Annotated in this window: 12 protein-coding genes and 1 pseudogene (2 of these 13 cut by a window edge); 5 read left to right on the forward strand and 8 right to left on the reverse strand. The window is 41.0% G+C overall.

The genetic code is table 11. The features are described from left to right. A protein-coding gene (locus tag FHG67_RS14425) for a Ppx/GppA phosphatase family protein (protein WP_004501001.1) crosses the window boundary here: on the forward strand, positions 1-247 show its final stretch. 1,316 nt of this gene lie to the left of the window's left edge; the window shows 247 of its 1,563 coding nt (coding positions 1,317-1,563); its start codon lies beyond the left edge, outside the window; the stop codon is at positions 245-247. Positions 248-320: 73 nt separating this feature from the next. Next, positions 321-944, forward strand: coding sequence for a hypothetical protein (locus FHG67_RS14430; protein ID WP_002632858.1), 624 nt, complete (start codon positions 321-323; stop codon positions 942-944). 61 nt (positions 945-1,005) lie between these two features. Here the strand turns inward: FHG67_RS14430 and FHG67_RS14435 are convergent, their stop codons facing one another. Beyond that, positions 1,006-1,530: an Hcp family type VI secretion system effector gene (locus tag FHG67_RS14435; protein ID WP_004494841.1), complete on the reverse strand. Its 525-nt coding sequence runs from the start codon at positions 1,528-1,530 to the stop codon at positions 1,006-1,008. A gap of 287 nt (positions 1,531-1,817) precedes the next feature. Between FHG67_RS14435 and FHG67_RS14440 the strand changes: the two genes are divergently transcribed. Then, positions 1,818-2,129, forward strand: coding sequence for a DUF7832 domain-containing protein (locus tag FHG67_RS14440; protein WP_232616630.1), 312 nt, complete (start codon positions 1,818-1,820; stop codon positions 2,127-2,129). 626 nt (positions 2,130-2,755) lie between these two features. Here the strand turns inward: FHG67_RS14440 and FHG67_RS22725 are convergent. Next, positions 2,756-2,854 (reverse strand): annotated as a pseudogene (locus tag FHG67_RS22725) (integrase core domain-containing protein); the annotation flags it as partial. A 225-nt stretch (positions 2,855-3,079) separates the two neighbouring features. Here FHG67_RS22725 and FHG67_RS14455 point away from each other — a divergent pair. Together FHG67_RS14455 and FHG67_RS14460 are read left to right on the forward strand one after the other, a co-directional pair. Next, positions 3,080-3,787: a DNA alkylation repair protein gene (locus FHG67_RS14455; RefSeq protein WP_036059267.1), complete on the forward strand. Its 708-nt coding sequence runs from the start codon at positions 3,080-3,082 to the stop codon at positions 3,785-3,787. 65 nt (positions 3,788-3,852) lie between these two features. Beyond that, positions 3,853-4,017 carry a hypothetical protein gene (locus tag FHG67_RS14460; protein ID WP_002632832.1) on the forward strand — a complete coding sequence of 55 codons (165 nt, stop codon included), beginning with the start codon at positions 3,853-3,855 and terminating at the stop codon, positions 4,015-4,017. Between the two features lie 123 nt (positions 4,018-4,140). On the opposite strand, the gene FHG67_RS14465 is transcribed toward FHG67_RS14460, so the two are convergent. The 6 genes from FHG67_RS14465 to atpC all read right to left on the reverse strand — a co-directional run. Next, positions 4,141-5,331 (reverse strand): hypothetical protein, encoded by a 1,191-nt coding sequence (locus FHG67_RS14465; RefSeq protein ID WP_004494772.1) that lies wholly within the window; start codon positions 5,329-5,331, stop codon positions 4,141-4,143. Between the two features lie 42 nt (positions 5,332-5,373). Further along, positions 5,374-6,795, reverse strand: a complete 1,422-nt coding sequence (locus FHG67_RS14470; protein WP_004494839.1) for an MBOAT family O-acyltransferase — start codon at positions 6,793-6,795, stop codon at positions 5,374-5,376. Between the two features lie 9 nt (positions 6,796-6,804). Then, complete coding sequence (locus FHG67_RS14475; RefSeq protein WP_004498729.1) at positions 6,805-9,078, reverse strand: GAF domain-containing protein; 2,274 nt, start codon at positions 9,076-9,078, stop codon at positions 6,805-6,807. Between the two features lie 3 nt (positions 9,079-9,081). Further along, the gene (locus tag FHG67_RS14480) at positions 9,082-12,030 is read right to left on the reverse strand and encodes a midas domain-containing protein (RefSeq protein ID WP_142499924.1); all 2,949 of its coding nucleotides are present in this window, start codon (positions 12,028-12,030) and stop codon (positions 9,082-9,084) included. A gap of 33 nt (positions 12,031-12,063) precedes the next feature. Continuing rightward, the gene (locus tag FHG67_RS14485) at positions 12,064-12,345 is read right to left on the reverse strand and encodes an SLBB domain-containing protein (RefSeq protein WP_002632910.1); all 282 of its coding nucleotides are present in this window, start codon (positions 12,343-12,345) and stop codon (positions 12,064-12,066) included. An 82-nt stretch (positions 12,346-12,427) separates the two neighbouring features. After that, a protein-coding gene (gene atpC, locus FHG67_RS14490; protein ID WP_004498772.1) for an ATP synthase F1 subunit epsilon crosses the window boundary here: on the reverse strand, positions 12,428-12,500 show its 3' end. It continues 311 nt past the right edge of the window; the window shows 73 of its 384 coding nt (coding positions 312-384); its start codon lies off the right edge, out of view — the gene reads right to left on this strand; its stop codon occupies positions 12,428-12,430.

Genomic DNA, 12,500 nt, shown 5'->3' on the forward strand with positions numbered 1-12,500 from the left:
CGCGGAAAAAAACCGGACCTTGGTCTCTCAACTTTCGGCGATCCTTAGAATCAGCTCCGCGTTAAACCGAAATCGAGGCGGACTCGTCCTTTCCGTAACTTGCAAGATCGAAAAGAATCTGATCCATTTCGTTTTAAAATCGGATAAGGGATACGATCCTTCTTTGGAAATCTGGGCCGCGGAAGAACAAAAATCCGCGTTCGAAGAAACCTTCGGTTATTCGGTGGAATTTGTAACGGGGAATTAAAGACAAAAAGTGCTTTGTAAAGTTTTAGAACAGACTCCTATAAAATCTCTTACAAAGTCAAAAGAGGAATCAATTGAGACCGAAAGCAGTAATCCAAATATTTAAAAGTCGGCTGATTCTATCTAAAGGCGATCGCGGTTTTCAAAATAGACCCATTGTAACATGGCCGGATCGTCTCGAGTCCACAACTGCTAAGATAGAAAATCAATCTATCCATTATTTCGGCTCGGATCTCAGCAACAACAAGTCCTTCTCCGATTCAGACTTTTTAGTTATTTTGGATTATAATCCATCCACGAAGATTTCCGAGAATAGTCTTTACGACGATAGAGACGAAATTACATTCAATGATTCGAAAGCGAATAAATTTAAGTTTGATATTTTTGAATTTGAGAAAATAAATTCGAATGAGCTAAAGTTATATTTTAACGGGAAAAATATCGGCGTTCCTAAAAGGCAGCGCTTTCAAATAGCCAACTTAAAACCCAATTTGCAAGTTAGAGTAAGAATCAATTGGAAAAACGACTTTTCTTTTTCCCGTGGAATAGAAAGGCGATTTTATGAGTTGGACTACATAGTGGAATTTAAAGGTATCTTTGAAACCTTCCTCAATGAGCGTGCTAAAGATCAAACCTTCCCAAAATATCTTCAAGTGTCGAATTGTAAAGAAGTAGATCTTAGGAAAATACTTAATTAAGAAAACTTAATGTCTTTTTACGCTTGCGGAAACAAGCGTAAGCGGACCGAAGTATCGATTTCTAATTTTTCGGAACTTTGCCTAAGAATGTTCTCGTCTCCAATTTTCCTGCGGAAGAAGGCATCGTAACCGAGTATCGAATAGAATCAAAAGTGAAGGTTATCGTTTCCAAAGGACGATCTCCTCCGGCCCCTACGCTGACACTCGTGACAATTGCATTGAGCATCTGAACTTCCAAAGCTTTGTATATGGACGATCCGTCATTGCTTTTTTGATAATAGGTTAAGAGTATTTCCGGAATCACTCCTCCGCGCGCGCATTTTTCCAACAAATATGCGGAATATAAATCTAAATACTTTGTCACCGTATAATCTTGATAAACCGGTCGGTAACTAGGCCCTTTTGTCATAAGAGGCATAGATACTCCGTGATTATAAGAAAGAACTTCGAATTGTATCTTATCTCCTTCTTTCGGAGTAGAGGAATCCGTAATTTTCAGAATGATCTTATTTACGAAATCTATTTCTTCCGCATTCAAAGGAAGGATCGACAAGAACGTAATTAAAAAACAAACAATCTTTAACATTTAAATATTCTCCAAAAAATATTCACGAGTTCTGATAGAATTCCTCGAACATTTTCGAGAATGTCCGTTTAATAATCCGATTGAAACGGCAATGATTACCGTTTATCCGTTTTTTTGCAATCAAAAGGCATATTTTTCATTGGTAAAAATTTGGTTTCTGAAACGAACTTCACAACGTGTCCCAATGCTTCATTCTACTTTATCAGAATAAGCAAGCTGATGAGTCCTGCGTCTTACTCATCTCTACATAATAGAGTGTCCAAAATTCTGTATTTAGCGTGGAACTTATGCTCAAAGAGGCATTTCAACAACTCAAAGCACGCGAAGTAACTCCGGTCACCATTTACGAAGAATTATTCGATGGTTGTTTAAGCGATGATATGCTAACGGATCAAGGAAATAAATTTACACACTTTTACTATTCAGGCGAATATCTTGACGACTATGATAAGGTTCTTATAGGTGAAGAGGACATATCGACACTTTATCACCTTCCATTTACTTGGGACGCATATTCAAAAATATCGCGCGTTATCGATAAGCGGTACAAAAAATGGGTTTCAAATAAAAACCGGCGTTGGTGGGAGTTCTGGAAATAACATAGAATCCTCTCTGAAACCGTATTATAATTTACGGCTGCGATAGAAAAATTATTTGTCGATGAAAATAATAGGAAAATATGTTTTCAACCGCGATTACCGAATGTGTCTCAAAAAAGATTCCATTACTCGGAACCTTATGCGAAACTTACAGTTCTAATCGAAGCACATACAGAGAATTAACCGTAAACGAGAGGATCATACCGAAAAATTCACACTCGACTTCCGTCGCGATTTTGTTATTCGATAATTTTTTTATAACAGTAAAAGTAAATATGAATTTTGCACCGTCTTACTTGCGTTATACGAAAATAAAATTTCGGATGAGATCAGTTTTCCACATCAAACCCAAGTCGTACTGAAATGGACGATCGAATATTATTTTCTTCTAACATTCCCGTCTTTGTTTGTGGTCTTGTTGATCCGCTATTTGTTTCCGCCTTGGGAAATAATGAAAGACTTCTTAAAGAAAAAAACCGAATGAGAAACGGTTTTTTGAAAAAGTTCGGATTTTGAAAGCCGTGTTTTTTGCGAAAATCAGTTGCCCCTACAGTTTAGAGAACAAACGAGCGACATGAAACGTATGAGTTCCCACATTTCACAAATGTAAAGTCCTAAAATCAGATTTACAGAAACCAAGCCGCTTGATGAACAAAATGAGGAGTTAAAAACCACAAATACCGACAAAGCCGAACATTGCTGTAAAGAAAAACGGCTTGATCAAGAGCTTATTTAAAACAATCGAAAGTTGGACTTCCCCCGAGTTCAGAGAACAGCGCCATTTTAAAAAGAAAACCTAAATGAAATCTTGGTCGATCCGGGAATCGTTGACAATTACAACGAACATACTACAAATGTTTTTAAAACTATATTTTGGAAAAACTCATTTTAGAGGTTTCGAGGCGATTTCCAAACGCGAAAATAACATTCAAAAAGTAGGATTTTATAATATGGACTTAAAACAAATCATGATAGAATTGGAAAAAATGGGAACACCAACTATCAAAAAAATATTCGTCAATCACGGAGCAAAGGAACCGCTCTTCGGAGTCAAAGTGGGAGACTTAAAAAAGATCCAAAAGAAAATCAAAAAGAACAACGAAATTTCCCTGGAACTTTATAAAACGGGAAATGCGGACGCAATGTATCTCGCGGGACTCGTAGCCGACGAAAAACAAATCCAAAAAAAAGATCTACAGTTTTGGGTCAAGAATGCAGCTTCTCCGATGATCAGCGAATGCACCGTGGCATGGGTCGCGGCGGAAAGCAAATACGGCTGGGAGCTCGCGAGAGAATGGATCGAATCCGAAAAGGAAAGTGTCTCTTCTTCTGGATGGAGCACGTTTTCCAGTTTGTTGTCAATCGTTCCCAACCATCAAATCGAATCGAAAGAAATTTCCAAGTTACTCAAAAGAGTAGAATCCAAAATTCATAAATCTCAGAACCGAGTGAAATACTGTATGAACGGCTTTGTCATCGCGGTAGGAGGTTTTTATCCGGAACTTGGCGAGGAGGCCCTACAGACTGCAAAAAAAATCGGCAAAGTAGAAGTGATGATGGGTAAAACGGCCTGCAAAGTTCCAGAAGCTACCGAATACATCCTAAAAATGCGTAAAATGGGAAAAATCGGAAATAAAAAAAAGATGGCTCGTTGTTAGGCGAAGAACTTTTTAAAAACGTTAAAATAGGCTGTAAAACCTTCCGAAAAATACATAATAATTTTATGATATTATTTTTTAAAATCGTTTCTCTAACATTTATCGTTTTCACTTTCGTTCTTTTTTACAGAACCGTAGATCGCAAAACCGAATCAAAACCTGAAGAGGCAGAATTGTCCAATCTTTCCATAAAAACGAAAGAATCTTTCATTCCGACAGCAAGAATCTAAAAAGTCGAACTCGTCTATTTATCCCATAAAAAATAGACCTCGATCAAAAAGTTATCGACACTAAGTCATCCTTCCCCAAAAGACGGAACAAGTCGAAAAAGACAGGTTCGCTTTCAGGACAATTCACCGTTTCAGTACCGATCGTATTGAATCTTGTTCTAAAATCTTTTCCGCTAAAACCGGAACCAACTTACGCATTCCGCAAGTATTCAAATGAGTATAATCTCCGAAATCTCTCGGTTCGAAAAAATGCGCTTTGGCTTTCCAATAAGGAATTCTTTCTTCCATAAGAACCGATTCCCAAATAGACATCTGCGGAAGCGAAGAAAGTTTTTTGTCGAAATCGGGACGAAACGGCAAAGAAACGGCAAAGACGGGAACGTTATTCGTCTTTAAGTAGGAAAACAATTTCCTCCAGGCTTTTAGAGAAGATTTTCGCGTCTTTTGCAAAGCAGCTTCCGCATTCTGAGGAAGGGGAATTAAATTCTCATTCGGGACGCAAATTCCGTCATAAGAAGATTGTTTTCCCCAATCTAAGTATCCATTATTTTTCGAATATTCAACTTCCAGAAACAAGTTCCGATCTAAATTAGACTTCCATTTTTCGATAGGATTTCCGAGGAGCAATTTTTCCAAGTTCTTTTCGGAATAACTGAATTCGTCCCCTTCGCCTATAATTTTGAAAGTAGTCGAAACGGAAGCATTGAGACGTAAAAATGGAAAAATTCTTCCCAAAAGATAATACGTGCCAATGGAAAAATTTTTCAAATAAAAATCCCCAAGAAAGATTTCTGTAAAGATTTCCATATGAAACGAATCATAATTCAACACAAGACTTCGATGAGCCTGAGCAACGTCCATGTCCGAAAGAGAAAACACCGACCCGTTTACGATCACCAAGGAGGGTTTGATTCCGATTTTCCGTTCGTATTCCTTCCAACGTAAAAACATCCCCTCCGGTTGCTCGGAAGGTCTCGGTAAAAACCAAATCGGGAGACCCAATCTTTTTTCTAATTCCTTAGGATGAATTCCGGAAAGAATCTGACTGTCTCCTAAGAACAAAATGGGAGCGAGTTTCTGAGATCGAGCAGATTCGGATTCCGTATAAAGGGAGGAATCCATCTTGGACAAACGATCGTAAAGAAAAGAATTTTTCTCCTGAAAAGGAACCAAGAACGGAAACAAAAAAAATTGAAACGAAGCCAAAAGAACGAGACAAACGATCGCACCCAAGATTCTATTTCTTCTGTGATTCGGAATACGCTTTAGATTTGAATGAAATTCGACGTTCAATTTTTTTAAAACACCTCGCATTACATTATATTCCGTTGAAATGATTCTCGGTTAGAATACGTTTTAAAACTGAAAGTAGAAGAATTCCTTTTTTTCAAAAATGCCGAAAAGACAAAATAAAATTCCAATCCCAAATGACAACGAACCCCACCGTAGCGGACTCAAAACTATTTTCTCTAAAAATGAATCCGTTCCTCCCAAAGCGATCATCCAAAATTCCACCACAATCAACGGCAACAAAAGAAAAAACAACTTGGCCCCAAACACCGGATTCCAATAAAATCCCGCGGTCGCATTCAAAATCAATTTCCAGAGTTCGCCGGGAGAATGCACCTGGAACAAAAGCAGCCCAAGCGCAAACATCCAGAACGTACACGAAATACCCATTAGTTTTATCAAATATTTAAATATTTGAATATTCCTGGGAATCAATAATAAGACGTATTTTTGCATCAAATTGTAAACGACCACCTGCATACCGCAGTAAAATCCCCATACCAAATATCCGTACGTGGCTCCATGCCAAAGTCCTCCCAAGATCCAGACCATCATCAGATTCAAATTTTGACGAAATAAAGAAATCCGATTTCCCCCGAGAGGAATATAAAGATAATCCCTAAGCCATGTCGAAAGGGAAATGTGCCACCGTTTCCAAAATTCGGACGGGCTCGACGAAATGAATGGAAAATTAAAATTCAGGGAAAGTCTAAAACCCAATATTTTCGCAAGCCCTCGAGCTGCATCCGTATATCCGCTAAAGTCGGCATAGACTTGAAACGCAAAAGAAAAAGCAATCCAAAGAACCATGCCCGAAGGAAGTTGAATTCCAGGCTCCATCGCCTTTTCGGTAAACAACAAAAGATGATCCCCGATAAATACCTTTTTAAAAATTCCCCAAAAAAATAGGACCGCACCGGAAATAAATCCATCGTCCGAGGCTACGCGCTCCGTTTCAATTTGGGGCAACAAAGAATCCGGTCTTTCGATCGGCCCGGCAAGCAACAACGGAAAAAATAAATCGTAAACTCCGAAACGAATGAAATTAGAACAGGGCCTTATTTTTCCGGATCGAATATCCGAAAGATAGCTTATATTATGAAACGTATAAAACGAAATCCCAACGGGTAAAAGAATTTCAGGAAAGGTAAGAACCGAAAACGAAAACAAAACCCCCAACGTATCGTTCCAAATACTTAATAAAAACAGAATATACTTGAAGAAGATCAGTATTCCCAGATTTAAAACGATCAAAAAGACGAAAATTCTTTTTTGACGATGTTTTGACGAACGACCGAGCCAAATTCCTCCGGCAAAATTGAAGGAAATACAAACGAGCAAAAGTAGAACCATCTCCGGCTTCCAAAACCCGTAAAAAAACAGACCTCCGAAAAATAAGAGCCGGTTCTGTCCCGTTAATCCGAGGCGAAAGTAGATGAGACAAAAAGCGATAAAAAAGAGAAGGAAACTCAGAGAATTGAACAACATTCAATCGATCTAGGATTCTTCGAGAAGTTCGAGAATTCTTTCCTTTTCTTTCGTATCCGCTGGATAACAAAGAGTGTGTTGAATGACCGAAGTTTGAAAGTCTTTCGACTTACGATCCGTCTCGCTGAGGCGATTTTTGATTTTGCGTATGAGAACCTGGGTCTCTTCCCTATCCTTTCCGTCCAAAATAACGGCATATTTTCCCTGCCCGACCCGATAGTGAAAATCTGCTTCGGACAGATTATCCTGAATTGCCTTTCTCAATTCCTCGCTATAATTCACGAAAAAACCGGATCCTTTCAGTTTCACCATTCTAAATATATTCTGAACTTTGAATATAGTCAGACTGAAGCAACTTTTTAGCCTAGTAGACTTAAGAATCATCTCATCGATTTTTTCTTCGACAGGACTGAACGGATCTTTAAATACAGAATCCCGTTCCTGCACAAGCAATAAGTTGGAAAATACGGGGGCAAGTACCTCGGAGATTCCGACCGCAGTCTCGCGATCCGAATCAGTCCAAGGAACTTCCGTTTCATGGACGATCCACATTCCCACGAGCCAATGCAAATTGATAAAAGGAATCACTATAAAATCGGACATGAGTCCAAGTTCATCATTCGATAATTTCTGTACTAACTCGGGATGTTTTCTAAAATTTTCGATCCGAAATACTCCCGGAATGTTGGAAACAATTCCCACGATCGAACTCTCCAAAGGCAACCTGAAACTTCCCACATGTTCCGGAGTGAGTAAGTTGGAAGCGAATACTCGGAATTCGCTCTTGGTATGTCCGTCCAAAATCATAAACGTGGCACGACGAATTTTTAACTCCCGTTGAAAGGCGGAAAACAATTTATCGTAAGCCTCATCCATGCTACGCACGGAAGCAAAATCTCTCGCGAGCGAAATGATGAGTTCGTTGGTTCGGACCGCCTCTTTTAAAATCTGATTTTCCTGGTGAAGCAATTCGGTATCGCAGATTCTTTTGTATACGGAACCGGCAATCTCTCCTACGATCTTTAAAAATTCAAGATCCTCAATCGTGTAATCCTCTCCGCTGATCGTCTTACTCAGACAAATGATTCCGAAAAATTCATCCACTGTTCGGATCGGAACAAGAAGTTCGGCTTCGGATTGTTCGATGATTTCCCGTTCTTTGGCCGGAAGCGTAGGTTTGAGAAGTTCTTTCGCATAAAGCACAGATCCCGCGTTATGTACCGCGTGATAGATCTCCTCTTCTGAAGAGATAGTCCATTCTTGGTTGAAGTTTTCTCCCTGATAGTCTTCTAAACGGAAAAAATCCTGACTTCCATTTTTGGAAGAAAAGATACCGATCGATTCGGAGCCGATCTGACCCATAATAGAAAATAATAGATTTTCGAAAAAGTTCGCGAAGTCAGTGGAAACTCCGATCTCCTTACTTATCTCGAAAATAGAAATATAATTCTCCAATTTTTTTCGGGAAGCAATTTGCAGATCGATCGGGGACGTTGTGAAATTAGAATCGTCGTCGAATAAAAATTCCGACTTTTCGGAAGCAGACACGTTCGGATCTTTTTTAGGAGGGGTTCGATGCGCTTCCCGTTCCGCTTCCTTAACCCAATCTTCGAACGGATCCTCTTTTATAGACGTTATGCTATCATCTAAGTTCGGAGCTTTTTGCTTTTTTTCCTCACCCAAGTCTTTTGCGTCGATTTCTTCCGAATCCGCTTCAGTTGCGGATTCCATATCCGCTGCAGAATGTTCAGGACTTGTATCCTCGAAAAGATCGTCGAAGGAAATGTCATCGCCGACTTCGTTCGAAACCGCAAATTCAGCACTGGGAGTTTCATCCGTATGAATTTCTTCCGAAGCGGAAAATTCCTCCGAAAGATCCGGAAACGAGTCTTCGCTTCCGGAAATACCAGAATCGAAGTCGAAATCCGAAAATTCGTTTTGAGTTTTTTTCTCGTACGTATCCCCGCTCAATTCCGGAAGAGAAAATTCTTCGGAATGGGACAGATCAGACTGAGGATTGTATTCGGAATCAGCGGATTCTTCCGAAAAAGTTTTCGACTGAACGGAAGGATCTGTAAACGGTTGGGACGAAGCGGAAGAGAAAGTTTCCTTTTTTTCGATTTCTTTTCTCATGCCAAGGGCCTTTTGTAAAAAACCCTGTTTGCGCTGAAAGGATTCTGATTTTTTAAGCAAGGATTTCTTTTCTCGGCTCGAAGAAGTCGCAGAAGATACTCTGGACGAATCCGATCGAACTAACTTACTGACCCGCTCAAGTAATCCCATCGGTTATACGCCGATCTGCTTCATTAGTTTTTTATAAAGTTCGAAATAATCGGAACGAGAAAACTCCCGAATCAAATCGTCGGGCAGATTTCCGAGCAATTCGTCCAAATAAGTCATGATGCGTTTCATCTCTTCCTTGGACGGAGTTCCGGAAGCGTCCTCCTTTTCCTCCTGATCCGGGGTTTTACGCAGTTCTTCGATCGGAGAGGATTTTTCCTCGTCCGCGTATTCGTCCAATACGATTATCATTTCGTCTTGGTTTAAGCCATCCTCTGTCGCGGCAACCTGAGGAGGGACTTTTTCCTTGGAAACATTATCATCGATGGAATCAAAAGCGTCCAAATCGGAAGTAGGAGGCAGCTCTCCTAAAATCTCGTTTAAATCCTCTTCTTTTATAGTGGCGGGCGCATCCTCGAGTAAGTTTCCAAGTTCATCTTCGGAAAGTGCGATCGGTCCCTCATCCTCCTCCGTTTGTTCGGAAACGGGAGAGTCCCAATCCAATTCGGAACCCGGAAATTTTTCTAAAGTATTTTCCGAAACATTCGGCTCCTCGTCATCCGTAAGAATATGGTCCAGTTCATCTTCGGAAAGCGCAATCGGTTCGTTCGTATCTTCCGCTTCGAAAGAAGTTGTGGTTTGTGTTTGCAAGGTATCGAAATCGTCCGTTGAAAGTTCGAAATTTTCGAGAGCTAAGGAATCTTCTTGCGGTGATGGTATAGCATCTAATTCGCGCACGGGCAACGAAATCGAATCTTCTTCCTGCGAAGAAGTTTCATCAAATAAGGAAGAACTTGGAGTTTCCTTTTCATCGGAAGACAATAAATTTCCTAGTTCCTCTTCGGAGAGGGCAATCGCTTCTTCATCCTCTCCCCCCGGTTCCATAAAAGACTCATTCGGTTCAAAATCGGTGGAAGAATCCGACAGGGTTTCTTCTTCAAGGCCGAACTCATCCGGTCCGCCTAAGTCGGGAAGGGAAAACGGTTCGTTCTCTTCGAACATGGACCCGGTATCTTCCGGTAATTCTCCGTCACCAAGCAGATCCTCAAATCCATCGGTTTTTGTCGAAGTTTCCATACCAGAATCTTCGGAAAGTAGATTTCCTAGTTCATCTTCGGAAAGCGCGATCGGTTCGTTCTCATCTTCCGCTTCGAAAGAAATTGTTTCCGGTTCAAAGCCCAAGGAAGAATCAACAGGCTCTTCGTTTTCAGACGAAAGTAGATTTCCTAGTTCATCTTCGGAAAGCGCGATCGGTTCGTTCTCATCTTCCGCTTCGAAAGAAATTGCTTCCGGTTCAAAGCCCAAGGAAGAATCAACAGGCTCTTCGTTTTCAGACGAAAGTAGATTTCCCAATTCTTCGTCCGAAAGCGCGATCGGTTCGTTCTCATCTTCCGCTTCGAAAGAAATTGTTTCCGGTTCAAAGCCCAAGGAAGAATCAACAGGCTCTTCGTTTTCAGACGAAAGTAGATTTCCCAATTCTTCGTCCGAAAGCGCGATCGGTTCGTTCTCATCTTCCGCTTCGAAAGAAATTGTTTCCGGTTCAAAGCCCAAGGAAGAATCAACAGGCTCTTCGTTTTCAGACGAAAGTAGATTTCCCAATTCTTCGTCCGAAAGCGCGATCGGTTCGTTCGCATCTTCCGCTTCGAAAGAAGTTGTTTCCGGCTCAAAGCCCAAGGAAGAATCAACAGGCTCTTCGTTTTCAGACGAAAGTAGATTTCCCAATTCTTCGTCCGAAAGCGCGATCGGTTCGTTCGCATCTTCCGCTTCGAAAGAAGTTGCTTCCGGTTCAAAGCCCAAGGAAGAATCAACAGGCTCTTCGTTTTCAGACGAAAGTAGATTTCCTAGTTCATCTTCGGAAAGCGCGATCGGTTCGTTCTCATCTTCCGCTTCGAAAGAAATTGCTTCCGGTTCAAAGCCCAAGGAAGAATCAACAGGCTCTTCGTTTTCAGACGAAAGTAGATTTCCAAGTTCATCTTCGGAAAGCGCGATCGGTTCGTTCGCATCTTCCGCTTCGAAAGAAATTGTTTCCGGTTCAAAGCTCAAGGAAGAATCAACAGGCTCTTCGTTTTCGTCAAAATCCGTATGTGTGATAAAGTCGGGCAAGTCGTCGTCATCCGCCTCAGAGTTTGTAAGGGCACCTGACTCGTCCGTCGTTGTATTCAGTATGTCATCCAATTCACTTCCGGAAAACGCGATCGAACCGTCTTCTTCCGATTCCTCAAAAGGAGCCTCGAATCTAGTATCCGTTTCGGGAAATTCTTCTCCTTCCAAAATACCGTCCAACTCCGAATCAGATAAGGCGATGTTCTCTTCTTCTGAATTAAGGATAAAATCCGGAAGGGGTTCAGAAACGATCTCTTCGAGTTCGGATTCGGATAACGCAATCGGCTCCTCCTCGTTCAAGAAGTCGTCTTCGTGCGAAGAAATATTCTCCGCTTTTTCCTGATGATCGGAAAGAGCAAATTCCTCTATATCGTCCGATTCTTCCCCGAAGTCGATCTCGTCAGACTCCTCGGTTAAATAATTGTCCAGTTCGGAAAAGTCCATTCCCTCGTCGGGAGCGGAATCGCCAGGATTAAAAAAGGAATCATCGGATTCTAAATTAGAAGTTTTTGATGTAGATGAATCAACAAAATCCCCTATGTCCAATAATTTTTCGATTTCCACATCGACAATAGGATCGGTCAACTCCAGATCCATAGGATCTTCCAAACTTGGATCGGAGGAACCGGAATCTATCTCTTCCGGATGAAAATAAAAATCGTTTTCGAAACTAGACGGATATTCTTCCCCCGAACTAGCGACTAGACTTTCCAAAGAATCTATGCTCAGATCCTCCAAGCCGCTCGGCTCTGAAGATGATTCGGAAGCAAGCATGGAGTCTATATCGTCGAATTGTAATTCGTCCATACCGAGATCCCGACCTTCTCCATGTGAATTGTCGTCCTTGATCATGTCGTAGTCTTCCGCCATCTTTCTATAGTAACATTATTCTTTCAGTTCGATCGCCTGTCCGTCCAGGATTTCCCGGTCAAGATCCTGTTCTTTTGTCGAAGGTTTTTTAAACCCTCCCGCCGCACGAACCAAGTCCTCTAAAGTATCCCCTCTATGAAGACGATAAACTCCGGGGTTTACGATATTTCCTCGAATCGATGCGGAAATAGGTTCCGGTTCGAATATACTTCGGACTAGATCCCGATTTCTTCTCAAGAAGAAACCGAAACTTAGAAATAAAATCAGTACTACGAAAATACGGATTTTAGTTTTCATAGGTTTTCGTTCCTAATTCTCCATTGTATTCGGAGAAAAAAGAATCTCTGCTACTATTTTCGGAAAAGAGCACCCCCAAAAGTTAGCGGGATGCGACTAAAATTCGGGTTTTTGTTTTTTGGAGGAGAAGATTTTTAGAATCGGACGGAGAAAGT

Source organism: Leptospira weilii, from assembly GCF_006874765.1.
Classification (GTDB): Bacteria; Spirochaetota; Leptospiria; order Leptospirales; family Leptospiraceae; genus Leptospira; species Leptospira weilii.